This window comes from Alcaligenes faecalis (assembly GCF_005311025.1).
Taxonomy (GTDB): Bacteria; Pseudomonadota; Gammaproteobacteria; order Burkholderiales; family Burkholderiaceae_B; genus Alcaligenes; species Alcaligenes phenolicus.
The window spans coordinates 3,205,877-3,231,460 of record NZ_CP031747.1; the positions used below are offsets into that span (position 1 = coordinate 3,205,877).

The 25,584-nt window shown below is 56.2% G+C and carries 24 protein-coding genes; 12 read left to right on the plus strand and 12 right to left on the minus strand.

All coding sequences use genetic code 11. The features are described 5' to 3' along the window. Positions 1–2: 2 nt before the first annotated feature. Complete coding sequence (gene ribBA, locus D0C27_RS14765; protein ID WP_009454780.1) at positions 3–1,169, minus strand: bifunctional 3,4-dihydroxy-2-butanone-4-phosphate synthase/GTP cyclohydrolase II; 1,167 nt, start codon at positions 1,167–1,169, stop codon at positions 3–5. Positions 1,170–1,284: 115 nt separating this feature from the next. On the opposite strand from ribBA, the gene D0C27_RS14770 reads away from it, so the two are divergent. Then, positions 1,285–2,112 carry an IclR family transcriptional regulator gene (locus D0C27_RS14770; RefSeq protein WP_042488803.1) on the plus strand — a complete coding sequence of 276 codons (828 nt, stop codon included), beginning with the start codon at positions 1,285–1,287 and terminating at the stop codon, positions 2,110–2,112. Positions 2,113–2,231: 119 nt separating this feature from the next. Beyond that, entirely contained in the window at positions 2,232–3,761 is a 1,530-nt protein-coding gene (locus D0C27_RS14775) for a CYTH and CHAD domain-containing protein (RefSeq protein ID WP_137431233.1), read from the plus strand. A gap of 141 nt (positions 3,762–3,902) precedes the next feature. Here D0C27_RS14775 and ftsY read toward each other — a convergent pair whose 3' ends face one another. After that, a complete protein-coding gene (gene ftsY / locus D0C27_RS14780) occupies positions 3,903–4,985 on the minus strand; it encodes a signal recognition particle-docking protein FtsY (RefSeq protein ID WP_431188477.1) in 1,083 nt (360 codons plus the stop codon). 463 nt (positions 4,986–5,448) lie between these two features. Here ftsY and rsmD point away from each other — a divergent pair, with 463 nt between their 5' ends. The 3 genes from rsmD to D0C27_RS14795 all read left to right on the plus strand — a co-directional run bounded on the left by rsmD (position 5,449) and on the right by D0C27_RS14795 (position 6,948). After that, the gene (gene rsmD / locus D0C27_RS14785; RefSeq protein WP_137431235.1) at positions 5,449–6,078 is read left to right on the plus strand and encodes a 16S rRNA (guanine(966)-N(2))-methyltransferase RsmD; all 630 of its coding nucleotides are present in this window, start codon (positions 5,449–5,451) and stop codon (positions 6,076–6,078) included. 20 nt (positions 6,079–6,098) lie between these two features. Then, complete coding sequence (gene coaD / locus D0C27_RS14790) at positions 6,099–6,605, plus strand: pantetheine-phosphate adenylyltransferase (protein WP_009454773.1); 507 nt, start codon at positions 6,099–6,101, stop codon at positions 6,603–6,605. An 85-nt stretch (positions 6,606–6,690) separates the two neighbouring features. Further along, a complete protein-coding gene (locus D0C27_RS14795) occupies positions 6,691–6,948 on the plus strand; it encodes a YfhL family 4Fe-4S dicluster ferredoxin (RefSeq protein WP_009454772.1) in 258 nt (85 codons plus the stop codon). Between the two features lie 63 nt (positions 6,949–7,011). Here the strand turns inward: D0C27_RS14795 and D0C27_RS14800 are convergent, their stop codons facing one another. Together D0C27_RS14800 and D0C27_RS14805 are read right to left on the minus strand one after the other, a co-directional pair. After that, positions 7,012–7,404 carry an MOSC N-terminal beta barrel domain-containing protein gene (locus D0C27_RS14800; RefSeq protein ID WP_137431236.1) on the minus strand — a complete coding sequence of 131 codons (393 nt, stop codon included), beginning with the start codon at positions 7,402–7,404 and terminating at the stop codon, positions 7,012–7,014. Further along, positions 7,401–10,109 carry an AsmA family protein gene (locus D0C27_RS14805; RefSeq protein ID WP_137431237.1) on the minus strand — a complete coding sequence of 903 codons (2,709 nt, stop codon included), beginning with the start codon at positions 10,107–10,109 and terminating at the stop codon, positions 7,401–7,403. The genes D0C27_RS14800 and D0C27_RS14805 overlap by 4 nt, the downstream gene beginning before the upstream one ends. Positions 10,110–10,382: 273 nt before the next feature. Here D0C27_RS14805 and D0C27_RS14810 point away from each other — a divergent pair, with 273 nt between their 5' ends. Then, positions 10,383–11,663, plus strand: coding sequence for a bifunctional O-acetylhomoserine aminocarboxypropyltransferase/cysteine synthase (locus tag D0C27_RS14810; protein ID WP_060186600.1), 1,281 nt, complete (start codon positions 10,383–10,385; stop codon positions 11,661–11,663). Positions 11,664–11,811: 148 nt separating this feature from the next. On the opposite strand, the gene D0C27_RS14815 is transcribed toward D0C27_RS14810, so the two are convergent. Then, positions 11,812–12,228, minus strand: a complete 417-nt coding sequence (locus D0C27_RS14815; protein WP_088452259.1) for a YidB family protein — start codon at positions 12,226–12,228, stop codon at positions 11,812–11,814. A gap of 215 nt (positions 12,229–12,443) precedes the next feature. On the opposite strand from D0C27_RS14815, the gene D0C27_RS14820 reads away from it, so the two are divergent. Both D0C27_RS14820 and D0C27_RS14825 read left to right on the plus strand, forming a co-directional pair. Next, a complete protein-coding gene (locus tag D0C27_RS14820) occupies positions 12,444–13,364 on the plus strand; it encodes a delta(1)-pyrroline-2-carboxylate reductase family protein (RefSeq protein WP_035273380.1) in 921 nt (306 codons plus the stop codon). A gap of 112 nt (positions 13,365–13,476) precedes the next feature. Beyond that, positions 13,477–14,217, plus strand: coding sequence for a flagellar brake protein (locus D0C27_RS14825; RefSeq protein ID WP_137431238.1), 741 nt, complete (start codon positions 13,477–13,479; stop codon positions 14,215–14,217). 8 nt (positions 14,218–14,225) lie between these two features. Here the strand turns inward: D0C27_RS14825 and D0C27_RS14830 are convergent, their stop codons facing one another. Next, positions 14,226–14,828: a nucleotidyltransferase family protein gene (locus D0C27_RS14830; RefSeq protein WP_137431239.1), complete on the minus strand. Its 603-nt coding sequence runs from the start codon at positions 14,826–14,828 to the stop codon at positions 14,226–14,228. Positions 14,829–15,663: 835 nt separating this feature from the next. On the opposite strand from D0C27_RS14830, the gene rng reads away from it, so the two are divergent. Then, positions 15,664–17,127 (plus strand): ribonuclease G, encoded by a 1,464-nt coding sequence (rng, locus tag D0C27_RS14835; RefSeq protein ID WP_009461688.1) that lies wholly within the window; start codon positions 15,664–15,666, stop codon positions 17,125–17,127. A gap of 175 nt (positions 17,128–17,302) precedes the next feature. Here rng and D0C27_RS14840 read toward each other — a convergent pair whose 3' ends face one another. From D0C27_RS14840 to msbA, 3 genes are all read right to left on the minus strand, one after another. After that, on the minus strand, positions 17,303–17,782 hold the full coding sequence (locus D0C27_RS14840) for an AAA family ATPase (RefSeq protein WP_137431240.1): 480 nt from the start codon (positions 17,780–17,782) through the stop codon (positions 17,303–17,305). Positions 17,783–17,968: 186 nt separating this feature from the next. Further along, complete coding sequence (locus D0C27_RS14845; RefSeq protein ID WP_115634061.1) at positions 17,969–18,427, minus strand: hypothetical protein; 459 nt, start codon at positions 18,425–18,427, stop codon at positions 17,969–17,971. 30 nt (positions 18,428–18,457) lie between these two features. Further along, on the minus strand, positions 18,458–20,251 hold the full coding sequence (gene msbA, locus D0C27_RS14850; protein WP_009461684.1) for a lipid A export permease/ATP-binding protein MsbA: 1,794 nt from the start codon (positions 20,249–20,251) through the stop codon (positions 18,458–18,460). 147 nt (positions 20,252–20,398) lie between these two features. On the opposite strand from msbA, the gene D0C27_RS14855 reads away from it, so the two are divergent. The 3 genes from D0C27_RS14855 to D0C27_RS14865 are packed head-to-tail and all read left to right on the plus strand — an operon-like array spanning position 20,399 to position 22,328. Next, positions 20,399–21,304 (plus strand): glycosyltransferase family 9 protein, encoded by a 906-nt coding sequence (locus D0C27_RS14855; protein ID WP_035270695.1) that lies wholly within the window; start codon positions 20,399–20,401, stop codon positions 21,302–21,304. Beyond that, positions 21,301–22,065: a YdcF family protein gene (locus tag D0C27_RS14860; RefSeq protein ID WP_009461680.1), complete on the plus strand. Its 765-nt coding sequence runs from the start codon at positions 21,301–21,303 to the stop codon at positions 22,063–22,065. The genes D0C27_RS14855 and D0C27_RS14860 overlap by 4 nt, the downstream gene beginning before the upstream one ends. Next, complete coding sequence (locus D0C27_RS14865; RefSeq protein WP_009461678.1) at positions 22,062–22,328, plus strand: zinc/iron-chelating domain-containing protein; 267 nt, start codon at positions 22,062–22,064, stop codon at positions 22,326–22,328. Before D0C27_RS14860 ends, D0C27_RS14865 begins: the two co-directional genes overlap by 4 nt. 67 nt (positions 22,329–22,395) lie before the next feature. On the opposite strand, the gene D0C27_RS14870 is transcribed toward D0C27_RS14865, so the two are convergent. The 3 genes from D0C27_RS14870 to D0C27_RS14880 all read right to left on the minus strand — a co-directional run bounded on the left by D0C27_RS14870 (position 22,396) and on the right by D0C27_RS14880 (position 25,567). Next, a complete protein-coding gene (locus tag D0C27_RS14870) occupies positions 22,396–23,511 on the minus strand; it encodes a glycosyltransferase family 4 protein (RefSeq protein ID WP_137431241.1) in 1,116 nt (371 codons plus the stop codon). A gap of 158 nt (positions 23,512–23,669) precedes the next feature. Continuing rightward, complete coding sequence (locus D0C27_RS14875) at positions 23,670–24,854, minus strand: glycosyltransferase family 4 protein (protein WP_137431242.1); 1,185 nt, start codon at positions 24,852–24,854, stop codon at positions 23,670–23,672. After that, positions 24,851–25,567, minus strand: a complete 717-nt coding sequence (locus D0C27_RS14880) for a polysaccharide deacetylase family protein (protein ID WP_060185766.1) — start codon at positions 25,565–25,567, stop codon at positions 24,851–24,853. Before D0C27_RS14880 ends, D0C27_RS14875 begins: the two co-directional genes overlap by 4 nt. Positions 25,568–25,584: the final 17 nt, after the last annotated feature.

Sequence of the window (25,584 nt, forward strand, 5' to 3'; positions counted from 1 at the left end):
GCTTAGGATTGAGAGTCTGGTTCGCTATGGTAACCCGTCACGGTCAATGCAAACCCGGCCATGCTTGGCATTTTACGTGGTCGCGACATCAAACGGGCTTTACCAACATTGAGGTCACGCAAAATTTGTGCACCAATCCCGTAGGTGCGCAGATCGTTGCGGCTAGGGCGACCGCGTGGCGCCTGGGCCGGGCTGTCTGCAGCCCAAGCCTGAATCTGCTCGAAACTCTCTTCTTCGGAGCTCTGGCAGTTCATCAGCAAGACAACACCGCTGTCGGATTTGGCCACGGTACGCAACGCAGTGGGCAGGGTCCAACTGTGGCCCACATCCCCCTCGATCAGAACATCCAGCACGGTAGTCGGTTCATGTACACGCACCAGGGTTTCCACTTCCGGGCTGATTTCACCGTGCACCAGTGCCAGATGCAAGCCACCGGAAGACAGATCGCGGTAAGCGTGGCATTCAAATTCGCCATAAGGAGTCTTGACGGACTTCTTGTGCAAACGCTCGATCATGGACTCGTGTTCGCTGCGGTACTGGATCAGGTCCGCAATAGTGCCAACCTTGATGCCGTGTTCGCGGGCGAACACCAACAAATCGGGCAAACGCGCCATGGTGCCGTCAGGATTGAGCACTTCACAAATGACAGCAGCCGGGGTCAAGCCTGCCATCGCCGTCAAATCGCAGCCCGCTTCGGTGTGACCGGCACGCACCAGCACACCACCTTTGGCCGCCTTCAAGGGAAAAATGTGACCAGGCTGCACCAGATCAATGGGACGTGCATCACGGGCCACGGCCGCTTGCACAGTACGGGCGCGGTCAGCAGCGGAAATGCCGGTCTCCACGCCTTCAGCCGCTTCAATCGACACCGTGAAGTTGGTGCCAAAGCGTGTACCGTTGCGGGTGGCCATCAAAGGCAGGTCCAGCTGACGGCAGCGCTCTTCGGTCAGCGTCAGGCAAACCAGACCGCGGCCATGCGTCACCATGAAGTTGATCGCCTCGGCATTTACGAATTCGGCGGCCATGACCAGATCGCCTTCGTTTTCGCGGTCCTCTTCGTCAACCAGAATAACCATGCGACCGGCGCGCAGCTCTTCGACAATCTCTGGAACGGGAGCGATTGGACTGGCGCCCAGTTGACCAGCGTCGGACTGAATTTCTTGATTCATCGTGCTCTTTGCTCAGACAGATAATAATTAAGGCCATTTTACGACACCCAAGGCCCGGCGGGCAGCTTCATTAGTCGGTACACTTGAAGACCGTGCCAAACCGCTCCAAACCCCTATGACCGAACCCATTTTGCCTGCTCTGGACGAAAAGCGTCGCCGTATCCAATCCATTGAAACGGGTTTTGGCCTGTTGAAAGTGCTGGTAGATAGCGGACAACCCATGATGTTGCGAGATCTGGCCACGCAAGCTGGGATGAGTTCGGCCAAAGCCCACCCGTATCTGGTCAGTTTTACCAACGTAGGACTGGTGCAGCAGGCTCCGGCTACCGGCCTGTACGAGCTGGGGCCGTTTGCCTTGCAGATGGGTTTGGTCAGCTTGCAAAGCCAGAACCCGGTGAAGATTGCCCTGCCCCTGGTTCAAGCCTGGGCCTCGCGCATCGGGCACACCCTGGGCTTGGCGGTGCTGGGCTCACACGGACCCACCATGGTTCATATCAGCGAGGCCAGCTACCCGGTCCATGTGAACATGCGCTGCGGCACGGTCATGTCCATGCTGCACACGGCCACCGGCCACGTCTTTGCCGCCTGGCTGCCCCCTGAAGTGGCGCGCCACTACATTGAGCGCGAGGCAGGTGACAGCGCGGTTGTCACCAGTATCAGTCCGCTGCGCCCCAGCCCCAAAGAACTGGCTGCCATGCTGGAGAAAATCCGTGAACAAGGTGTGGCACAGGCACTGGGCAACCCCTTGCCCGGTATTGATGCCCTGTCCGTCCCCGTATTTGATCACTCCGGCCAGATTGTGCTGGCCCTGACCAGTCTGGGCCCCAGTACGCTGTTTGATGCCAGTATCAACAGCCCCATCCTGGCTCAGTTGCGACAGTGCGCCAACAGCATTTCACACCAGTTGGGCTGGCGCGAGCCACTAGGTACTCCCCCTTTATAAAACTTGACATGACTACACACACTTATACGGGTGTCGACACTTCAAGTTTGGCTGGTTTACATGCAAAATAATCGTTTTATCCGCCCACCTGTTGTGGGTGATTTCTCGAGTGCGATGCTGTGCTAGAACAAGAACTGAAATTTTTTGTACCCGAGAGTGCCCGTCCCGGTTTATTGACCGCCTTTGACGCCGTACGCACGGGTAGCATTACCTTAAATGCCATTTACTTTGATACGCCCGAACGCGATTTGGCGCGCTCGAGTATCGCCTTGCGTCTGCGCAAGGAAGGCGAGCAATGGGTTCAGACCGTCAAACTGCCCGGTCCTGATACCCTGTCCCGCATTGAAATCAATCACCCCCGTCCCGGCCCGGAACTGGACCTGAGCCTGTATCAGGACACACCCGCCCACACTGCGCTGGCTCGTTACGCGGATCAAATCCAAGCCCGTTATCAAACCCGCATCCAGCGCGAGCTGGCCCTGATCAAGCAAGGCCAGTCTGAACTGGAGCTAGCCTACGATGTGGGCCATATCGAATCCAATGGTTTGAAGCTGCTGGTCAACGAGCTGGAAATTGAGCTGATCAAGGGCGAGAGCCTGACCATGTTTGAGGTTGGCCAGCGCTGGCTGTACAAACATGGCCTGATTCTGGAGATGCGCAGCAAGTCCGAGCGTGGTGATGCCCTGGCCAGTCTGGCGGACCGCCGCCGGGCCAAATCGGAAAGTCTGGATCTGACGCCCGAACAGGTAGCTGCGGCCTTGACCCGCAAAGCCTACGACCTGCCCAAACCGCATTTTGTTGACACCGAAGATCTGGAACAGTTTTATAGCCTGAGTGCCACCATGAGCCTGGAACAGGTCATTCGCAATGCCGCCTTGCTGGCCGGCGTGGATGGCATACGTCCGGACTCTTCCCGTCAGGCCGACTATCTGGCCTTGATGCGCGTGGGTCTGCGCCGTCTGCGCTCCTGCCGCAAGCTGTTCAAAATGTGGCTATCGGCTAGCGAAGGGTATGCCAATACGCGTCTGACACATTATTTTGGTCTGTTTGGTCAGGCACGCGACCATGACCTGGTACACCTGGAAATCACCCCCTTGCTGCTGCAGGCGGGAATGCCCGGCCCCGCACCTGAGCCTACTCCCGCCCATCTGGAGCACGACCCGGTCCAACTGGCCAGTGCAGCCGAGTTTCAGTCCCTGCTGTTAAGTAATCTGCAGAGCCTGATTTGCGGCCCTACGCTGGAACTGAACGGTGTACCTCAGCCCGAACATTTGATCGAAGCCCGTATCAGCCGCTGGTTCCAGACAATTCAACTACGCAGCCAACGCTTTGCGCAGATCAGCCAGGACAAGCAGCATCGTTTGCGCAACCGTATCAAGAGCCTGCGTTACTGCCTGGAGTTTTTACCCAGCGCAGCCGACAAGCAAGGGCTGCACAAAGTGCTGCGCGAATGTCAGGCCTTGATTGGTGCAGTCACCGACGTGGACGTGGCACTGGATTGGTATGCCCAACATGCGGCCAACCCCGAGCAAGCGCAGTTTGCGCGGGACTGGCTGACGCATGCCCGCCAAGGTCGTGCCGCCCATGCACAGCATGCGCTCAATGCCTTGGATCAGCATCAGCCGCAAACAGAGCTTCTGCGACGCTGAACGCCAAAAGTACTGAAAAGCCCACTGTGCACTGAGCCTTTGCTTGCCACTACGTAGCGCTCTTTTCCTGGAAGGCCCAGGAATAAAAAAACGGCGATGCCTGTAAAGACATCGCCGCTTTTTTGACAGCCAAACTTGGATTTAAGCGGTCATGCCCAACAAGGCCGACGCAAACTCACGGGCCACAAAGGCCTGCAGATCCTGCATGCCCTCGCCCACGCCAATCCAGTAAACCGGAATAGGACGTACGCCTTGCGCACAGGCAGCAACGGCAGCCAGCGTACCGCCTTTGGCCGTGCCGTCCAGCTTGGTCACAACCAGGCCAGTCAGACCCAAGGCTGCATCAAAGGCACGGATCTGCGAAATGGCGTTCTGGCCGGTATTGCCGTCCACAACCAAGAGAATTTCATGAGGAGCCTGACCATCGGCCTTGCCGATGACGCGCTTGATCTTCTTGAGCTCTTCCATCAGGTGAAGCTGGGTTGGCAAGCGGCCGGCGGTATCCACCATGACCACGCCCATATCGCGGGCACGCCCTGCATGCACAGCATCAAACGCCACCGCGGCGGGGTCACCACCGTCCTGAGCAATAACACTGACGTTATTGCGGGTGCCCCACTCAATCAGTTGTTCACGAGCGGCGGCACGGAAGGTATCACCGGCGGCCAACAAGACTTTTGCGCCCTGCTCCTGGAAGGTGTGGGCCAACTTACCGATAGACGTGGTTTTACCTGCACCATTCACCCCGGCAATCATGACTACCAGTGGTTTGCTCGATTCCAGAGGAAAGGATTTCTCCAGGGGCTTCAAATGATCGGTCAGGATGTCGCACAGGGCTTGTTTGACTTGGGCTGCATCGCTGATTTTTTCCTTGCGAACACGAGCACGCAAGGCGGTAATCAGTTTCTCGGTAGCCTCAACACCCGCGTCTGCCATCAGCAAAGCGTCTTCCAGTTCCTCGAACAGCGTTTCATCAACCTTGGCACCGACGAACAGGCTGCTCAAGCTCTGACCGGTACGCGACAAGCCCTGTTTCAAGCGTGCCATCCAGGAAGTTTTCACCACAGGTGCGGCGGCTTCTGGCTCTGGCGTCGGGGCAGGTGCTGGGTCAGGCTGTGGCGCAGGAACTGGAACAATCTCTGGCTCCGGTTCAGGAGTCGGCTGTATCTCAGGTTCCGGTTGCGGTACCGGCTCGGGAATCGGCTGCACCTCGGGTTCAGGCACTGGCTCGACCTCGGGCTCCGGAGCACGGCTTGGCTCCGGCACAGGCTGCACCTCCGGCTCGGGAATACGAACGGGTTCAGGTACGGGCTGCACTTGCGGCTCGTGGATACGGGCAGGCTCTGGGGTCGGGACACTGGCCGGGGCGGGTTGTGGCACCTCTGGCTGCGTGGGCGTAGACTCGGAAGCAGCGCGATGTTCAGCCTGGCTGGCTGCCTGGCTATCCAAAGCCACAGCAGGCGAGGCCACCGGCGTTTGAACCGGCGTGCTTTGCTCCTGCGATACAGCGGGGGATGCATCTGCCGCGTCAGCCTGGGGCTGAGACGGGGCAGGAGAAAGCGGCTCGGTCAGCTCCGTTTGAGTGACTTGTGGCTCTGGCTTGGCCTTCTTTCTTTTAAAAAAACTGAACATACGATTTACACTAGAAAATTCTGTTGAATGACCACATTATCCGATCAAAGCGCTAATGAGAAAACATGCTGTCCGTATTGTAGGTGGTGATTACCGCCGCACACCGATTTCAGTCGTCGATGCACCCGGTCTGCGGCCCACCCCGGATCGTGTGCGCGAAACGCTGTTTAACTGGCTTAACCACTTCTGGGGCGGTCAATTCAGCAACAAGAACGTGCTGGATCTGTTTGCCGGTAGCGGAGCCCTGGGCTTTGAAGCGGCCTCGCGCGGTGTCGCCTTTGTACAAATGGTGGAACGCCACGGACCCGCTGTCAGCAATTTGCGCAGCCTGCGTACCAAACTCAAGGCAGACCACGTCCGTATCCATGCGGGCGACGCCCTCCATATTCTGGAGCGCAGCCAGATGCGCTACGATCTGGTCTTCATAGACCCGCCCTTTGCGCAGGACTGGATGGAACGTCTCTGGCCCTTGCTGCCCAATGTGCTGGCACCGGACGCACTGGTTTACATTGAGTCCGAAACCCCTATACAAGCCCCAGATCAATACGGGATACTACGACAGGATAAGGCAGGGCAGGTACATTATCATTTGTTGCGATTTGCTGCGATGCAAAAAACAGTCAATAATGCCGAATTTTCCGGGACGCCTGCACCGCTCCCCCCGGACTCCGACCTGCCAACTTGAACCACTTACGCGGATGCACCATGATCACAGCTGTTTACCCCGGCACCTTCGACCCCCTGACACGAGGCCATGAAGACTTGGTCCGGCGAGCCGCCAACCTTTTCGATCACGTTGTGGTCGGTGTGGCCTCCAGCCAGAACAAGCGCCCTTTCTTCACCGTTGAAGAGCGTGTTGAGATCGCCTCCGAAGTGCTCAGCCACTATCCAAACGTGGAAGTGAAAAGCTTTTCCGGCCTGCTCAAGGACTTTGTACGCGAACAAAATGGTCGCGTTATCGTACGTGGCCTGCGCGCCGTGTCCGATTTTGAGTACGAATTTCAAATGGCGGGCATGAACCGTCACCTGCTGCCCGAAGTCGAGACCATGTTCATGACTCCTTCGGATCAGTACCAGTTCATCTCCGGCACCATCGTGCGCGAAATTGCCATTTTGGGCGGTGATGTAGGCAAATTTGTGTTCCCGTCCGTGGAGCGTTGGCTACAAACCAAAGCCAAGGAACGCAATCAGCAAACGGTTTCAGCCACCTGAACTCGCCCTGCGCAGCGGTCCGTACTACACTGTAGGGTGACCGACTGGTCAAATCCAAGGACCACGCTTATCAGGACACTGCGCTATGGCACTGCACATTACTGAAGAATGCATTAACTGCGACGTTTGTGAGCCGCAGTGCCCTAACCTGGCTATTTACATGGGCGAGGAGATCTACGAGATCAATCCCAACCTGTGTACAGAATGCGTCGGCCACTTTGATGAGCCGCAGTGTGTGGTAGTGTGCCCGGTCGAATGTATCGAGGTTCACCCCCAGCACCAGGAAAGCCAGGAAACGCTGCTTGCCCGCTATCACCGGCTACAGTCCGAACCTACGACATAAATAGAATAAAAAAAGCCCTGCCATGAGCAGGGCTTGTTCTATAGGGATCACCGCGCAGACAGCTTACTCAGCCTGGGGCAAACGCTTTAACAGACGCAGCGACTGGCCTGTATAGCGGCTGAACCACTGGGCAGGCAAATCCCCTTCGTCTACCAATTGCACGGATTGCCCATTTTCCTGCCACAGGGAAAAGGAATCCGGATCGTCTTCAATAACATCCACTTCAATATCCAGGCGCAACATACCGGGAGCGCGCAACACCAGCTGGCCAAAACGCAGTTCCATACTGAGCTCGGCCAAAGCAAGCAGCGCATCGGCGGCCAGAACCTGCCCCTGATCGTTCCCCAGCACCCATCGCCCCTTGCAGGCCAGTGCCTTGCCGTCACTAAGGGACGGGCCGCCTTGCAACAGGCAAACCGTCTGGTCAGGCGAACTTAACGCTGAACTGGTGCTCATGGCTTGAACCACTGCTTCATGGCTTCGCCCACGGTTTGTGGAACCTTGGCCCCCAACTCTTCCTTGATGATCTGCTTCACCTCGGACTTCACATCGGGGGTGGACTCTGCTTTAGCTTCTGAAGCTTGCTGGCTCAACAAATCCAGCAAACCGTCTTGCAGTGCCTTCTTGATGGAGTTGCTGGCAATGTCTTTCCACTGAATCTGGTAGGACAGCCCTGTCCAGGGGCCGGAGATATGGATAGGAATCAGCACATTGCGCAGGTCCTGGAAGGACTTGCGCTCTTCCACGGCCAGATTGTTGTGGTTCAGGCGAGCCTGCAAAGTCACATCTGCTTGCTGATTTACCAGGTCCAGCGTGGCGCCTTTAGCCGCTGTCACCGTCAGAATCGGGGTGGTGGCCCGTAAATTACGGAAAGTCGCTTGCCCTTTCTTGATATCCAGACTGCCCTGCAAACGGTTCAACACCGTGCGGCGCAAAGGATCGGACTGGGGCAGCAGCAAAGGAATCTGACCGCCAAAGGCATTGCGCACGGCTTCGTTGATATCGCGCACGCTCTGGTCCAGATCAACGCTGCGCCAGCTGCCGTCATGCAAATCGACCGTCAGGCCGCCTTCCAGAGCATTCAGACGCTCCTGGCTTGTGGCACCTTGAGCCTTCAGGTTCAGATCCACATTGCCCTTGCCTGCCAGGTAGTCATTGCCGAACGCATCCAGCAAGAGCGAACCGACCTGCATTTGCTGCAACTTCAGGCCCAATTCGAAGCGCTTGCCGGGCTCAACCTTGGCCTTGGCCTGAAGCTGACCTTCATACGCCTGCGCATTGAACTGCGACAAATTGATCAACTGGCCCTGGTTCTTGACCTGAGCTTTCACCTGATCCATCACCACACCCAGGCTGCGCAGCTTCTCGATTTCAAAACGCAGATCAAAGCTGAGCGTATCCAGCCAAGCGTAAGAGGAAGCTTCTTCAACCACTTCTTCGGCTGCGGGAGCCGCCTCTGCCTGCTCTGCCTTGGGCTGCTCGACCTGCTCAGCTTCCTCTGCGCCCGGCTCCTGCTCGGCAGCGGCTTCCGGCGCTTCAGCCTTTGGCTCCGGCTCCGGTGGGGTCACCACTTCGGGGGCTGTCACCCAGAAAATCGAACGCAGTTCGTCCAGGTCCAGCTTGTCTGCTTTGAGTACCGCGTTCAGCAACGGCCCTTTACCCTTATCTTGCAAGCTCACATCCAGACTGCCTTGAGCCTGCTCGGTGCTACTGCTTAACTGCGCACTGTATTCTTGTTTACCTTTGTTCAGGTCTGCCTGGCCCGTCAGCGGCATCTCGAAGCGACTACCTGCGTCGGCCTCGTCTTCCACGCGGATATTGGCTTGAATCTCCGGCAGACGCAGCCACTCATTCGATGGTTGCCACTGCATGGGGGAACTGGCCTTCAATTGCGCCACACGGCTGCCTTGCTTGATGGCACCGTCCAGCTTGGCCTGCTCAAATATCAATTCCTGGCTATTACCGGACAAGCCTTGCAACGTCAAACCCAAACCCAGGACCTTGGGGCCGCTGACTTTCAGGCTGGCAACGACAGGCGAGCCTTCAGCCTGGGCAGGCGATACCTGGATACGAGGCACATCCAGGGCCAGATCCAGATTCTGATCTTCATTTTTGCCACGAACACGCAGCGCCAGCTTCTCGAAAGACACCAGGTCGCTGACGCTGTCGATTTCCATCTTGGGCGTATTTAGCGTGGCATTCAGATCGCTGACCGGGTAAGCGCCCAACCACTGACCTTGCAATTGGGTATCCAGATTGGTGGCGCTGAACTGGCGTTGGGCCGACTTGTAGGCCACATTGCCCTTAAGTGTCAGGCTTTGTGCCTGCAGCTGGTCCAGATCACCGATAAAGCTCAAGTTCAGCTTTTGTGCGCCGTAAGATTTGGAAGCAGGGTCCAGACTCAGTTGCCCTTGCCCTTCCAGCACACCATCCGCCACGGGATAGTCCCCCGACAAGCGGCTCTTGAAAGCTACATCAAAAGGCTGACCAAAGGTCATGCGGCCCGTGTTCACTTCCAGCTGCAACAAACGGCCAATTACATTGCTGCGTTTGCTGAAGTAATGAATCTCACCACCCTTCAGGCTCAGACCTGCAATATCAATCTGGAAATCCGTTTCGCTGCCCGAGCGCTTGGCAATCAATTCAGGAACAGGCAAGGATTCGGGTGCAGGCTCGGCTGTCTGAGGCGCCTCGGCAGCTTGTGCTGCGGGCAACAAGGATACGCCCGAGCGGGCAAGGGGAAGGTGAGGGCCAGCCGGCGGGGCTTGCAGCAAGTCGTCAAAATTCAGCTTGCCTTCTTCATCGCGCACAATCCAGGCTTTGAAGCCGGTAACAGCAACGTGGTCCACTACCAGGCGGTTATTGATCAAAGGCCACAAGGCCACCGCAAACCGGGCGCTTTCCAAAGAAGCGAAAGGATCTTCCGAATTACGGTCAGACAGGGACAGCCCCTGCACGGACAGGCCAATGCGGGGAAATAAAGAAAGTTCGATATCACCGTCAATCTTGAGCGTACGCTGATACTTTTGCTGGACGATGTCAGCCAGCTTCTGCTTGTACGAATTGGGATTGAATGTCAGCAGGAAAATCGCCCCGCCTACCACCGTGACAATAGCTAAAACGACGAGGCTGAATAAGCCCCGCTTAAACCATACTTTCATGTAAGCCTCTAGGACCTCGGGGCAGGATGCAACACGCCATCTGCCCGGATACGAAATGCTAACCCATGTCGGGCCATTGCGAAGTAACGAAAATAAGAAATATCCACCCGCACTTTAAAAAGCAGAGCCTGTTGTCAGTAATTCGCCATTATTACCAAAAGAAATAAAGGCATAGTATTAATGTCTGCGCCCTTAGATGCTTTTCTCTACATACAGGGGTTATGCTTGCTTTGTCTTATATAAGCCACTTGATCATCAATTCCAGAATTAACCATGAAACTAGAGACTCTTGCCATTCATGCTGGCTACCAGCCAGATCCGACCACAAAAGCCGTTGCTGTTCCGATTTACCAGACCACTTCCTACGCTTTCGACAACACGCAACACGGCGCGGATCTGTTTGACCTGAAGGTGCCCGGCAATATTTACACCCGCATCATGAACCCCACCAATGCCGTGCTTGAAGAGCGTGTTGCAGCATTGGAAGGCGGGATTGCGGGATTGGCAGTAGCCTCTGGCATGGCAGCCATCACGTATGCTATCCAAACGATTGCAGAGGCCGGCGACAACATTGTGTCCGTCAGTAAACTGTACGGCGGCACCTACAACCTGTTCGCGCACTCCTTCCCGCGCCAGGGCATTACCGTCAAATTTGCCCAACCCAATGATATCGAAGCACTGGAAGCCCTGATCGACGACCGCACTCGTGCCGTGTTCTGCGAAACCATCGGCAACCCGGCTGGCAACATCATCGATATCCGTGCCCTGGCCGATGCCGCTCACCGTCATGGTGTACCCCTGATTGTAGACAATACCGTGGCCTCGCCTGCCCTGTGCCGTCCTATCGAGCACGGTGCCGACATTGTCGTGCACTCGCTGACCAAATACATGGGCGGTCACGGCACCACCATTGCGGGCATGGTCGTGGACTCCGGTAAGTTCCCCTGGGCCGAGCACAAAGATCGCTTTGCCATCCTGAATACGCCTGACCCGTCCTACCACGGCGTGGTCTATACCGAAGCCTTTGGCCCAGCCGCCTTCATCGGCCGCTGCCGCGTGGCTCCGCTGCGCAATACCGGCGCTGCCCTGGCCCCCTTGAGCGCTTTCCAGATCCTGCAAGGCATCGAAACCCTGCCTCTGCGCATGGAGCGTCATACAGAAAACGCCCTGAAAGTAGCCCAGTATCTGAACAAGCACCCACAAGTGTCCTGGGTGAAGTACGCCGGTTTGCCTGATCATCCGGATCATGAACTGGCCAAGCGCTATATGGGTGGCAAACCTGCGGCGATTTTGTCCTTTGGTATCAAAGGCGGCATTGAAGCCGGTACTCGCTTTATCGACGCGCTGAACCTGGTGCTGCGTCTGGTCAATATTGGTGATGCCAAATCCCTGGCTTGCCACCCTGCCAGCACAACTCACCGTCAGCTCAATGCCGAAGAACTGGCCGCCGTGGGCGTGAGCGAAGACATGGTGCGTCTGTCCATTGGTCTGGAACACATCGACGACATTCTGGCCGATCTGGAACAAGCTCTGGAAGCAGCGGCACGCGGCTAAGACCCAAAAACCTGTACAGGCCGGAATTGCTGTACAGGTTTTTCTGCATCAAGCAAAAAAGCCTGGAATCGGTATTGCACCGACTCCAGGCTTTTTTCATTCTTGGCAATACGGCCGTCAGACAGACCGTGTCACGGACGCAAGAGAATCAGGACTTGCGAAACAACTGCGTCAAACCACCCAGCAGGCTGCTGGCATCGGTAATGTGAGATGGGTCAAACTGACCATTGGGGCTGGCTTGATTGATCAAGGACGGCAGCATGATCTTCAGATTATCCAGCACGCTTTGCTGATTCAAACCCGACAGGTCCACCAATTGCTTGATGGCCGGTTGCCCCATCACGCCCAGCAAATCCTGCTGGCCGATTTCCTGATTGCTGCCCTGCGAAATCCAGGACGACACCACATCACCAAACCCGCCCGAGCGAAAACGCTCGATCAGGCCGCTCAAACCGCCTGGATAGTTGCTGATGACTTGAATCAGGGCGGGCAACAAAGCGCCCTGCTCTTTGGATTTGGAATCCGTAGCCGACAAGGCCGACACAACAGAATTAAGCAAACTCATTATTTTTCTCCCCAATGCACGGCCCCGCGCGTGGACAGGTGTTGATATCAGGCCTCATTATGCCGCGACAGGCCACCAGGCGGGGCGGATTAATTGTCAAGGTGGGTCAATAGATCACTGGCGGAAAGGCCCTATTGCCCTGGGCTGGGCCTACGCTACACTGGTTTCTCAATAGTCCGGCATCCCCCACAGACCGACTCCATGGAGACCCTGGAATGACGCAAGCTTCCTATACCGTCCTGTCCTCTGAAGAGACTGCTCGTGCTCTGCCCTATCCTGAACTGGTCGCCCAGCTAGGCAAGGCCATGGCCCAGTATGCTGCTGGCACTATCGTCGCCCCAACCCGTCAGGTTCTGGACTATCCCAAAACGGGGCAAATGCTGTCCATGCCAGCGGTCTCACACGATATAGGTGTTCATAAACTGGCTAATGTGATGCTGGACAACCAGCAGCAGGAACTGGGCAGTATCCAGGGCCTGGTCAGCGTCTACGATGCCCAGAACGGTTTGCCACTACTGATTCTGGATGCACCCACCCTATCCGAACGCCGTACTGCAGCAGTATCCATGCTGGGTATTCAAGCCCTGTGGCCCCAAGGGCCGGAGCACATCACTTTGCTGGGGTACGGACAACAGGCTGTCGCGCATTGCGATGCCATCATGACGCTGTACCCCAAAGCACGCGTCACCCTGACGGGCCGTAACCCAGACCGTGCACAGGCTGTGGCCACATCCTTGCAAGCCAGATTCGGGGACCGGGTCCAGGCCACCACGGCTGTTCCGGAAAAAACGGATGTACTGATCGCCCTGACCTCCAGCCTGACACCCGTGTATCACGAACCCGCACGCCTTGATCGCTTGCTGATTGGCTTGGGAGCCTTTCAACCAGATATGGCCGAGTTCGAGGCCCACACCTTGCTGGCCAGCCGTCTATATGCCGATGATGTCGCCGGCGCCCGCCAGGAAGCAGGCGACCTGATCCAGGCCGGCGTGGACTGGGAGCAAGTCCACAGCATTCACCAGGCGCTGCGTACCCCAGCCCCCAAAGACAAGCCCTTGTTCTTCAAATCAGTAGGCTCGGCTGCGTGGGATTTGGCAGCAGCACGTTGTGCCCTGCATCATTTAAACCAAGCCTAAATACTTAGGCTGTTAACTAGCTGACTTCACGCGCCAAAGCGCGCCCAGAGTGTTACTCTGGCGCGTACAATCCCTTACAGTCACTTACCGATCTCTTTTTGCCGCCCTACCCATGACTTCTACGCTCCCTCCCACCGAAGACGATCCGTATCAGATCCAGTCCAAGTTTGAAATTCTGCGTGTTTTACGGGCTATCGAAAAAGGGGGCCTGTTACTGCACATGGAAGCCAATCAGGGCAATGACCGGATTGTCACCACCATTCTGGATATTGATCTGGACAATAACGTGGTGGTGATTGATACCGCCAACAAAGAAGAAAAAACCCGCAATCTGCTGCAGTCCGAACACACCCATTTCGAGACCTCGCTGGACAAGATCAAGGTGACGTTTCAGGGTCCCACCCCAGAGGTCGTGTCCTACGAAGGTCAGCCAGCCTTGGCGATCCCGATCCCCGAATCCATTCGCCGCTTGCAGCGACGCGAGTTCTTCCGCGTCAACGTACCCATTAGCGAACCAGCCATGGTCATCTTGCGCTTGAATAACGAGTCCAAAAGCTTTCTGCTGCACGACATCAGTGGTGGCGGCTTGTCTTTGGTGGACGAATCGCAAACCCTGGCAGAGGTGATCGGCACGCATAAAACCGAATCCCTGCTGGAACTGCCGCAAGCCGGTTCTTTTGTTGTAGCGCTACAAGTAGCGCGTACGGAAACGCAGCAACTGCCTAATGGCAAACAGATTCAACGTTTGGGCTGTACCTTTATTGATCTTTCTGCCTCCACGCAGATGGCAATTCAACACTACATCGGCCGTCTGGAGCGCCAGCAGATCGCCAAACAGCGCGGTCACGGCTAATTCGATGCTTAGGGCATCCTCAAATCGCTGGGGGTGTCCACATCGCGCAAAATCCCCTCGTCCACCAAAGGCACAAACAAGGTCTGATCCTTGTTGGCCTGCAACAAGCCACGCGCGCCCTGCTCGTCTGCAAGCTCCAAAAGCTGCTGATGCCATTCCAATCCAAAGCCAACAGGGTTGCCGGGCTGGCCATTCAAAACGGGACGTACAATTCCGGCCCCATCCTGCACAGCCTGGGCCACCGCCGCTACGGTGCTTGGCCGCAACCAAGGCATATCCGCCAGCAGAACGACATAACCATAACGGGGACTGCAAGCGTGGATCCCGGCTTTCAGGCTGACACCCATACCGCGGATGGCCTCAGGTGCCTGAACAAATCTGACCGGCAAGCCACTCAGCTCCCGACGCAAAATCTGCTCATGGACATCACAAACAAGCAGCACTTCATCAAGCACGGACAAAGCCGTCTCACAGACGCGGCGCACCATCGTTCTGCCATCTTCAGTCTTGGCCAATAGCTTCAACTGCTGGCCCGACGGATCGAACCGCCTACCCAGGCCCGCCGCCAGAATAATGCCCGCCACTCCAGATACATGCTGCTGCCCTGCCATCCTGGCTCCTTTTGAACGATGTGGTGCCTCGTCGAAAATGCTTATTACTTCGCTCACTAGACTAATAGAAAGAAGCGTGGAGGAACAAGCTGGGTGAAAGAACATTGATTAGTGGATAAAAGAAGTCTCTGTGAAAACGCCATTCAGTCGGCCTGTTGATGTGTCCGGGCTGAGCACTTGCCGGTGCTACGCACCGGTACCCTAGTCAGAAGATAGCTACGGGCGCATCCTGAACTCGCGGGGTGGTTCGTCCCCCGGACGAACCACAAGCGTCCCGCTCAAACAGCAGGATGCTTGCACCCCTACGCTATCTCCTGCCCGCGGCAAGTACTCTGATCCGCCCCAACACATCAACAGGCCGACTGAACGGCTCACAATGGTTTTCTCTCTACCAAATCCTTGCTAATTCCTTGAAAAATAGGGCTTCTTTCCTTTCACCTCCTCTGCCAGTGCCGTTTGGGCTTTGAGTGAGGCCGGTGGATGGTTTTCTTGTGGGGCCCGGGTACGGCTTGGCGGGCGAGTCAGGGCTCTTGCCGCGGGCAGAGTGCTGGGGCGGGATGCAAGGGTCGTGCTGTTTGAGGAGCACGCTTGCGGTTTGTCCGGGGGACAAACCGCGCTCCGAGTTAAGTAGTCCGCCCCAACACCCGGTCCCGGGGCCTCGAGTGGCGACCTGCATAAAGCAGCTGGAACCATAAACATCCCCAAGCAGTCTCCGCAACAAAGACAAACGAAGCATTCATCCTCCCTAAACTCTCTATATAGTCATAAAGGCATAGCAGCCTCACCGACTTGGCCCTACACTAGCCCGGAACAGATATTCCTGAGCGAAATTACTATGCATGAAGACATCCTGATTAACGTCACTCCGTTTGAAACCCGTGTTGCCCTGGTCGAGCAAGGTGCTGTCCAGGAAATTCATATCGAGCGCAGCATCCAACGCGGTTATGTGGGGAACGTCTATCTGGGAAAGGTGGCACGGGTTTTGCCCGGCATGCAAAGTGCCTTCATTGATATTGGCCTGGAACGCGCGGCGTTTATCCATGTCGCGGACTTACGCCAGAATCGCACCGAGCGTAATCAGGGTAGTCCCACCACGCCGATTGAAAAGCTCTTGTACGAAGGTCAGTCTCTATTAGTACAAGTCATCAAGGATCCATTGGGTACCAAGGGTGCTCGTGTATCAACACAAATCAGTATTGCGGGCCGCATGTTGGTGTATCTGCCTTTTGATCCTCATATTGGCGTATCGCAACGGATTGGTTCGGATGCAGACCGGATCGAGCTGCGCGAGCGTGTCAGTCGTCTTATGCCCAAGGATGAGAAAGGCGGTTTCATCGTACGGACTCAGGCCGAATGCGCGACGGATGAAGAGATCAGTGCAGACCAGCAGTATCTGCGTACTTTGTGGACACGTATTCAGGAACGTATCCGCGAGCAAGGCGCCCCCTCTGTGCTTTATACGGACTTGAGCCTGGCGCAACGTGTTTTACGCGATATGGTGACGCCCAACACCCAATCCATCATCGTGGACTCACGCACCGTCGTGCAGGAGATGAAGGAGTGGGCACAGATTTACACGCCCTCGGTGCTTGAGCGCATCAGTCACCACAAAGGCAGTCGCGCTCTGTTTGATACAGCCCATGTGGATGAAGAAATCAATCGCGCCCTGTCGCGTCGGGTAGATTTGAAGTCCGGCGGCTATTTGATTATCGATCAGACCGAAGCCCTGACTACGGTGGATGTGAATACCGGCGGTTTCGTCGGTGGTCGCAACTTTGACGACACGATCTTCAAAACAAACCTGGAAGCAGCGATTGCCCTGGCCCGCCAGCTGCGTCTGCGCAATCTGGGTGGCATCATCATCCTGGACTTTATTGATATGGACGACCCTGCTCACCGGGAGTCTGTCTTGCAGGAGCTGCAAAAAGCGCTGGCCAAAGACCGCACTCGCGTGACGATCAATGGCTTTAGTCAATTAGGTCTGGTGGAAATGACGCGCAAACGTACGCGTGACTCTTTGGCGCACCAACTATGCGAGCCCTGCCCCACCTGCCAATCGCGAGGTTCCGTCCGCACGGCCCGCACCGTCTGCTATGAAATCTTGCGCGAGGTCCTGCGCGAAGCCAAACAATTCAATCCCAAAGAATTTCGTATTTTGGCGGCTCAAGAGGTCGTGGACCTGTTTCTGGAAGAAGAAAGCCAGCACCTGGCCGTGGCGGGCGACTTTATCGGCAAACCTATTTCTCTGGAAGTAGATCCACACTACTCCCAGGAACAGTACGACATTATTTTGCTGTAATTGGTCAGCATTGGGGTTGGCTGGGTAGCCAATCCCCTGCATTAGCTCTTGTACGGCAAGGTCTGCGGCCTGCTCGGACACGCTCCTACACACGCAAAGCTCAGACACAGATACAAGCAAACCAGCAAACATCTTCTGGCACGCGGCAACTAGCAGCAGAAAAACACGCCCCGGCTTATTCGCGGATCTGATGGCGGATGATATGAAAGCCCTCTGACTCCTGAGGTGCCACAAAGTAAGAGCTGAACAAATCAAACTGCGCTTCGGTCGTCTCAAAGGGATGCTCACCACTGGCATTACGGGCATGCAAACGTGCTTTGCACAGTTCATCTGCCACATCCAGATAATGCAGTTCATGAGCCACAGCCGATTTTTCAATCAGCTCCCGCGCCCAAGCGCGTGTTGCCAAGGTATTGGACGGAAAATCCAGCACTACAGACACTCCGGCCCGCAACAAAGCAGCAATATGCGGTGCCATGGCCGCCCGCAACTGCGCTGAACAGCGCGCGTAATCTTCCAAAGACGCAATTTGACCGGGGTATACGTTAGCCAGCCAGAAATCTTCGCTGATTAGCACGGTCTTGGGCTGCTCGGACAGCTTTTTAGCAAGGGTGGATTTACCCGCCGCAATCTTGCCGCAAATCAGATAAAGCATCGCTGCTGTCGAGGCTGTCTGTCTGACTGGGGGTGTAGAAGCAAGATCCATAATCATCTCTGTTCATTGAGAGGGACTGAAAACAATAAACCCGCCTGAAAAAGCGGGTCACGAGCAGGACAGTCTTGTCCTGCGATCAGGGCGCCTCATGTGCTGAGCGAGTTGCCCAGCACAAAGCTTGGACACTTACAGCGGCGCAACCGGTACAAAATCATCCTCGGGCAGCACTTCTTTTGGTGCATCGTCCGGGTTGCACACACCTGGAGCACGAATTGAAGTGAAGATCTCCTGAATCTCTCGCTTCACATCAGCGCGGTAAGCGTAAACCTTTGCGTCTACCCAACCCTTTTGCATCAGGGTCAGATCGATCAGGATACTTTTATCCCAGCCCGCCCCCGGTTCCAGTTCGTAGCGCAAAGTGCCGTAGCTGGCCTGACGCTCATCCATTTTGAAAACCGCTGCTTTGCCACACTCGGCCTGATGCTTGAACAAGGCACGCTGAATACCCACAAAGTCCGTATTGATGCGGCGCTCCGTCTTGAAGTAACTGGGACGACGCAAATCCTGTTCTCGCAGTTCCGCACCCTGCTTGGCACACCCTGCCAACACAGCCAGCCCGGCCAGCGCAAGAATGATTTTCTTCATGATGTTCCTTATCGTGCAGCCCCAGGCTGCTTATTCGTTGAACTGAAACTGCATTTGGTAGAAACCGGCGTACACACCGTTGCGGGCCAGCAATTCGTCGTGACGGCCCTGCTCAATAATCCGCCCTTCGTCCAGCACCAGGATTTGATCCGCATTTTGTACGGTAGACAGACGATGCGCAATCACCAAGGTACTGCGGCCCTTCATCAGGGTCTCCAGCGACATCTGAACCTGACGCTCGGACTCATTATCCAGAGCCGAGGTGGCCTCATCCAGAATCAGAATGGGAGCATTTTTAATCAAGGCACGGGCAATGGCCAGACGCTGACGCTGGCCACCAGACAGAGAGTTGGCGTTCTCGCCCACCATCGTATCCAGACCTTGTGGCAAGCCTTCCACGAACTCGCGCAGATTGGCTGCCTCCAGCGCTTCCCAGATACGCTCCGGCGTAACATCGGCTCCTGCACCATAGGCCACGTTTTGGCCAATCGTCGCCTCAAACAGCACCACGTCCTGGCTGACCAAAGAAATCTGGCTACGCAAGCTACGCAAGGTCAGCTCTTCGGAGGGAATGCCATCTACCCGCACTTGCCCACTGCTAGGAATCAAGAAACGCGGCAACATATTGGCCAGTGTGGTCTTGCCACTACCGGAACGGCCAACCAGGGCAATGGTCTGGCCGGGCTGCACCGCAAAACTGACCTCGGACAAGGTATCGCGATGCGCGTTGGGGAAACGATGTGACACCGAGTCGAACTCGATATGCCCATGCACAGGCTGCGTGAACTCTCGAGTCCCGGTATCGGGCTCAGGGTCCTGGTCAACCAGCTTGAAGACACTTTCCGCCGCCACCAGCATGCGCTGCATCGTGCCGGTGATATTGGTCAAACGCTTGATAGGGTCAAAAATCTGTCCCAGGGCAGCCATGAAAGCGGCAAAGCTACCGATAGTCAGCGTGCCGGTATTGGCCTGGTAAAGAGCGACAAAAATCACTCCGGCCACGGCAATCGACACAAACAACTGTGTGATGGGCGACAGAGCGGCATCCGCAGAAGCTGCACGCATGGCGAAGCGGCGCAGGCGCGCATTCACATACATGAAACGGGTGTTTTCGCGCTCGTAGCCATCAAACAGCTTGATGACACGTTGGGCATCGATAGCTTCACTGACCACACGAGTCAGCTCGGCATTCATGTTCACGGTATCGCGGTTGATGCGGCGCAGGCGACGCGACACCAGTTTGGCCACAAAGACCGAGGCGGGCATGACCAGAAACACGATCACGGTCAATTGCCAGGACATGTAAAGCAAAACACCCAACAAGGCGATCACGGTCAAGGTTTCACGCACTACGACGGTGACCACCTCGGTGGCCACACCAGTCATGGTGCCGGCATCAATCGTGAAGCGGTTCAGCAAACGGCCAGTATCCCCTTGCTTGAACTCCGAATCGGACAATCCCAGCAAGCGGGAGAACATGTCACCACGTAAAGTCAGCAACATTTTGTTGGCGATCCAGGCAAACAAATAAGAACTGCCGTAACTGGTCACGCCGCGCACAAACATCAGCCCGATCACCGCCAGCGGGATGGACCACATATAGTCCGGATTGGCACCCGTAAAGCCATCATCCAGCAAAGGCTTCATGATCACCGCCAGCACTGGCTGGGTAGCCGAGGAGATACTGACCAGGATCAGCGCCAGCACCGCCACCTTCCAATAAGGCAGCAAACGGCTATAAATGCGCTTCCAGAGATCGGATTTGACAGGATCGTGCCCAGCAGGCTTGATTTTGGTTTCTATGGCGTTGGACAACGAGGACACCCTATATACTATCTAATTGTGTTTATTCTAACGCTCATTGCCTGAGTCGAGCGCCTCCGCACTTGTTGGTTCTGCCTAGTTGTCCTGTTCATGTCTGATCCCTCTGCCCTTTATTTACGATTGCCTAATTGGCTAGGCGATGTATGCATGAGCCTGCCGTGTTTACAGGCTCTGTTGGATACCGGTTTGCCCGTCGTGGTTTGCGCCCGCCCCTGGGCCCGCGAACTGCTGTCGGCTTACCCCTTGCATGGCTTCATCCCCATGAGCAGCCACTGGCACCAGGATGCCAAGGCCATACGCCGTTATCGTCGCCAGCACGGCCATCGCCAAGCTTATGGCCTGCTGCTGCCCGATTCGCTGAGCAGTGCCCTCAGCTTCAAACTGGCAGGTCTGCCAGCCTGCGGTTACCGGGACGATGGCCGTAGCCTTTTATTACGATGGCCGTTAAATAAGCCGCAAAAGCAGTTGCATGCGGTGCAATCCTGGTTCTATATTGTTCAGCAGGCTTTGGCGCTGTGGAAATTGAACCCGGCGCCTGAACAAGCCCCAGCCACCCTGGATTTGACGCTCAGCCCCCTGCAACGGCAAGAAGGCGACAACAGTCTGCGCCAAGCCGCCCTGCGCCCCGGTGACTATATTCTGATCGCCCCTACCGCAACGGGACTGCACAAAGGCCGCGTCAAAGTCTGGCCGTATTTCGACCAACTGACCCGCCATCTGCAAGCCCAAGGCAAAACCGTCATTATGTGCCCCCCGCCCAACGAGCATGAGGCTGCCCTGCAAAATGCGCCCAGCGCACGTTGCCTGCCGCCCCTGCCTTTAGGAGCGTTTGCGCGGCTTTGCCAACAGGCGCAGTGGGTTATTTGCAATGACTCTGGCGTCTCCCATGTCGCGGCAGCCATCAAGGCCCAGCAGCTGACCTTATGTGGCGTCACCAACCCTGAAGACACCGGTCCCTGGTCGCCACGGGCGATTTGCCTGGGGCGCGATGGCCAATGGCCAACGCTGGACGAGGTGGTGCAAGTGCTGGAGTCAGAGCGGGAGCACCCATGAATGTATCGAGCATCCTGACCAGCCTGGTCATTCCGCTGAATTTGTTTGCCGCCCTACTACTTGTGGCGGTGCTGCTCTTTATCTTGCGCCTGCGCAAAACCGCCGCCGCTCTGGCCTTGGCCGGACTGCTCTGGACCGGCGCCTGGTCCCTGCCTGCCACCAGTCTGTATGCGGGCGGTTATCTGGAAAAAATGTATCCCTATCAGCCGGCTGAGCAGGTAACGCAAGCCGATGCCATTGTGGTTCTGGGCGGCCACACCGCTCAAAACCGCAGCAATTGGTTCTTGCCCCAAACAGCACAGAAAACATCGGCGCGGGTAGAACGAGCGGCCGATCTGTATAAAGCGGGCCGTGCACCTTACATTGTCTTGTCGGGAGCCGCGCTGGACGGCGGCATCAGTGAAGCCAAGGTCATGGCCAACACCCTGACTAATCTGGATGTGCCCGCCTCGGCCACACTGATGGAAAACGAAAGCCTGACCACCCAGCAAAATGGTGCATACACCGCCCAGCTACTGCAAGAAAAGCAGGCCAAGAAAGTCTTGTTGGTAACCTCTGCCCTGCACATGCCACGCGCCATGGCAATTTTCCGCAAGCAAGGGGTCGATGTCATTGCGGCTGGTGCCGCCCCACAGCTAACGGTTCCGAACAGCCCCGAGTTTTCCATGTGGAAACCCAATCTGATGGCCCTGCAATCCAGCCGCTCCATCATCAAGGAATATGTCGGGATTCTGGTGTACTGGTCCCGAGGCTGGGCATGATTTGCCGTTCTGAATGTGGGGCCTGCTGTATCGCCCCCTCTATCTCCAGTCCTATCCCCGGCATGCCCCACGGCAAGCCTGCGGGTGTGCCCTGTATTCAGCTGGACGAACAGCTACGTTGTCGGATTTTTGGCCAACCCGAACGCCCTGCCTGTTGCTCGGGCTTGCAAGCCTCGCCGGAAATGTGTGGAGAAAAGCGGGAAGATGCCTTGATCTGGCTGACGGAGCTGGAAACACTCACTGCTCCGTCCCTCAACAACTAAGCATAAAAAAAGCGTTCTGAAATACACTCAGAACGCTTTTTACTACAGGCTTGGCCTGCATCTGACTTTATAGCGCCCGCGCCTTCAAATAGGCCTGATAGGTATCCACCGAAAAACGCTGCGCATCAAAACGGTTTTCTGCGCGCTGCCTGGCACGCTTGCCCACGGTATGCAAGCAGTACTTCTGACATAACATGTCTCGGACATGCGCCTCAATGGCTGCCACGTCTCCACAAGGCACCACCCAACCCTCATGCAAATGCTCGATGCTTTCCGGTAGACCACCCGCATTGGAGATCAAGACGGGCAGCCCCAAAGCCAAGGATTCGTAGCACGCGTACGAGGCCGACTCTTTGTATGAAAGCACAAACCCCACATCACAGGCAGCCAGGATCGACCGCACATCCTTAACCAAGCCGGGGAAAACCAATTGTTCGGCACAGCCCAAAGCCTCCACTTGCTCCCGAACAGCCTGCGCAGGTGGATCACCTGCTACCACAATCCGAACGCGCTGCTTGAGTTCCGGCTCCAGACGGGACACTGCTTCAACCAGCAGCAACCAACCTTTTTCCAGATCCGTGCCACCCACTGAGCCCAGCACCAAACTGTTCTCTGCCAAATCAGCGCCGAAAAGTGCTTGGCGTGCAGCCTGCTTTTCCTGCGCGGAAACCGGGGAATAATGCTCCAAGTCCAGACCGTGATAAATCCGCTCAACGTTGCAACGCCGATAATCAGAATTGGCGAGTTGGCGGGCAACATAATCGCTGACAGCAATGCAAAGATCAGTCCCAAAGCGCGCCCGCAAACGGTTACCCATGCTGTGTAGACGCTTGGTATTGTGTTTGGTCCAGATAATAACGGGAGGATTCGACAAGGTTTTGCAGGCGATCATGACATGACGATGATCGGTACTGCCATTGCAATGCACGATATCGAAGGCTTCGCGCTGCAAAAAACGGCGCAGGTTCCAGATTTCCGACAAGGCCGTCCCGATACGGGCGGTATACAGGCCTGGCAACACTCTTACACCGGGTATCTGCGACGCTTCCCGATACAGTCGGCCCGTTGCCGGTGCCGCCAGAGTGAATTCACACTGATGGGCCAAACCGCGCAACAAACCCAGAATATAGGTGACATGGCCACCGCCATTACCATGGTGAATATCAGTGATCAGGACCTTCAAAACTCGCTCCGTCAGCGGCTGTGAATGACAGACAAATACTCAGATCGAGCATCTACAGGCCACAAAGTGTATCCGCTATTGCGTAAGCTGAACAATGACTGAACAGCAGTTTTGACGATTTAATCTCGGTAAAAGAGAAAACCTGGCTGCACCTGCCTTTAATCTTGGCGGCGAAGCAACACTTTTTGATACAGGTCCTGATAGCGAGTCGCGACGGCAGGCCAACTGAATTGCACCAATAACTCACGCGAGTTCTCGATCAGGTTCCTGGCCATGGCCGGGTCCTTGCTGATTTTCTCAATCGCCTGAGCCAGTTCCTGAGCATCCTCCGGATGGCTGAGCAGCAGTGCGTGATAGCCGCCCTGCACATATTGGGCAAAGCCGCACCACGGAGCCGGGCTCAGGACAACTGGCAAGCCATAGGACATGGCTTCCAACGGTGCCATGCCAAAGCTGTCATTCAGGGTGGGATGCACGTAGATATCGGCAGCGCGATAAAAAGGTTCGACGTTGGAGGTTTCACCCTGCAGGATGACGCGATCCTGCATATTCAGAGTCTGAAGCTGCTGGCGTATCTGGTCACGCAAACCCGGTTTTCCGCCCACCACCAGCAATCGATAATGGGAAGGCAGTTTCGCCAAGGCTTCCAGCACCGTATTCAAGCCTTTACGCAGCGGATTACGAGCCACCAACAGGCAGACGACCTGATCGTTCGTAAAACCCAAAGACTCGCGAACCTGGGTGCGCTCCTGGCCTTGGGCATCGGCTTGCGGCAAGGCCACACCGGGAGCAATGACGGGATAGTCGTGCACGCTGCCATAGGCTTGCTGCAATTGTTCGGCAATCAGGCCCGAAACGGCGACTACGGCATGAGGACCAGGGCGCAAACGACGTTTTTCCAGGCCCAGATACCCCCAGACCCTGGGGCTGAAGTAGGAGCCCAGTTTTTTCAATAAAGGCAAAGGCCGCACGCGCCAGTTAAACCGCACGGGGGTGACATGCACTACTTCCACGTCCCCGCACCAGCCGTTCATGTGCGAGTGCACAATATCAAAACCTTGCGCCGTGGCCTTGGCGGCCTGACGGGCAAACAGGATACCGCGTATCCAGCCCGGCCAATGCGACCAATGTCGAATAGGCACATAGGCCAGTTTCAAATCACAGCGACTGTCATATTCGCGCGCAAACACGGTGATTTCGTGTTTTTCGGCCAGCTCGCGCATCAGTTCCACCCCATACGCTTCAGCGCCGCCAAAGCGGTTACCGAAACGGTCGACCACAAAAGCGATGCGCAGGCGCTCGGGAATCGCAGCGGGAGTGTCGCGGGTTTGATCTGAGCTCATGAGCGGGAAACCGTACGACGCTTGTCTTCCAGGCGTGTCACGCACTTTTGCACGAAGCGCAAAATATTGGTGGAACGCGAGACCGTCACACGGGGCAAGTCAAATAAATCATCGTCTGAACGGGCCAGACCGCGATTGGTCGTGGTGGCATTCAGATAACCAGCCTGACGCACCTGCTCACGAATAGCCTGATTCTGATCGCCATAGGGATAGCAAAACGCGCTGACTTCCACTTGCAGCACGTCCTGCAGCTCTGCCTTGGATTGCACGATCTGGTAATGGGCGATTTCCGAGGACACATCGGTCAGATGCACATGGTCCAGCGTATGCGAACCGGCTTCATGACCGGCGTTCACCCAGGCGCGCAGTTCTGGCAAGGACATCAGACCGGAATGCGGCACTCCTTTGGGTTGGTCCCAGAAGTTCGAACCGTCCAGATGCCGCGCCACAATGTAATTGGTCGCCGTAAAGCCCAATTCATCCAGCACCGGCATGGCGTTCTGAAAGACGTTACGGTAGCCATCATCAAAGCTGATTCCCACAACCTTGCCCTGCTTTTCACCCCGCAGGTACGGCATCAGTTGCGCCATGGATAAACCACGGTAACCCAAGCGCTTGAGCCAAGTCATCTGGCGCCGAAAATCAGTAGGATGCACGGTCAAACCACGGTAAGGCGAGCCCTTGGGAGCAGGCACCCCGACCTGGTGGTACATAAGAATCGGAATCATAG

Bases quoted from the DNA above. Each gene is read 5' to 3' on its own strand.
- D0C27_RS14840 (WP_137431240.1), bottom strand. From the start codon at position 17,782: ATGCTTTATCTGATTTGCGGCAAGATTGCGGCGGGTAAATCCACCCTT.
- D0C27_RS14875 (WP_137431242.1), bottom strand. From the start codon at position 24,854: ATGAGCTCAGATCAAACCCGCGACACTCCCGCTGCGATTCCCGAGCGC.
- rsmD (WP_137431235.1), top strand. From the start codon at position 5,449: ATGAGAAAACATGCTGTCCGTATTGTAGGTGGTGATTACCGCCGCACA.
- D0C27_RS14860 (WP_009461680.1), top strand. From the start codon at position 21,301: ATGAATGTATCGAGCATCCTGACCAGCCTGGTCATTCCGCTGAATTTG.
- ribBA (WP_009454780.1), bottom strand. From the start codon at position 1,169: ATGAATCAAGAAATTCAGTCCGACGCTGGTCAACTGGGCGCCAGTCCA.
- D0C27_RS14815 (WP_088452259.1), bottom strand. From the start codon at position 12,228: ATGAGTTTGCTTAATTCTGTTGTGTCGGCCTTGTCGGCTACGGATTCC.
- D0C27_RS14880 (WP_060185766.1), bottom strand. From the start codon at position 25,567: ATGTACCACCAGGTCGGGGTGCCTGCTCCCAAGGGCTCGCCTTACCGT.
- D0C27_RS14845 (WP_115634061.1), bottom strand. From the start codon at position 18,427: ATGAAGAAAATCATTCTTGCGCTGGCCGGGCTGGCTGTGTTGGCAGGG.
- D0C27_RS14805 (WP_137431237.1), bottom strand. From the start codon at position 10,109: ATGAAAGTATGGTTTAAGCGGGGCTTATTCAGCCTCGTCGTTTTAGCT.
- D0C27_RS14820 (WP_035273380.1), top strand. From the start codon at position 12,444: ATGACGCAAGCTTCCTATACCGTCCTGTCCTCTGAAGAGACTGCTCGT.
- D0C27_RS14795 (WP_009454772.1), top strand. From the start codon at position 6,691: ATGGCACTGCACATTACTGAAGAATGCATTAACTGCGACGTTTGTGAG.
- D0C27_RS14865 (WP_009461678.1), top strand. From the start codon at position 22,062: ATGATTTGCCGTTCTGAATGTGGGGCCTGCTGTATCGCCCCCTCTATC.
- D0C27_RS14830 (WP_137431239.1), bottom strand. From the start codon at position 14,828: ATGGCAGGGCAGCAGCATGTATCTGGAGTGGCGGGCATTATTCTGGCG.
- D0C27_RS14825 (WP_137431238.1), top strand. From the start codon at position 13,477: ATGACTTCTACGCTCCCTCCCACCGAAGACGATCCGTATCAGATCCAG.
- D0C27_RS14770 (WP_042488803.1), top strand. From the start codon at position 1,285: ATGACCGAACCCATTTTGCCTGCTCTGGACGAAAAGCGTCGCCGTATC.
- coaD (WP_009454773.1), top strand. From the start codon at position 6,099: ATGATCACAGCTGTTTACCCCGGCACCTTCGACCCCCTGACACGAGGC.
- D0C27_RS14855 (WP_035270695.1), top strand. From the start codon at position 20,399: ATGAGCCTGCCGTGTTTACAGGCTCTGTTGGATACCGGTTTGCCCGTC.
- D0C27_RS14800 (WP_137431236.1), bottom strand. From the start codon at position 7,404: ATGAGCACCAGTTCAGCGTTAAGTTCGCCTGACCAGACGGTTTGCCTG.
- D0C27_RS14810 (WP_060186600.1), top strand. From the start codon at position 10,383: ATGAAACTAGAGACTCTTGCCATTCATGCTGGCTACCAGCCAGATCCG.
- rng (WP_009461688.1), top strand. From the start codon at position 15,664: ATGCATGAAGACATCCTGATTAACGTCACTCCGTTTGAAACCCGTGTT.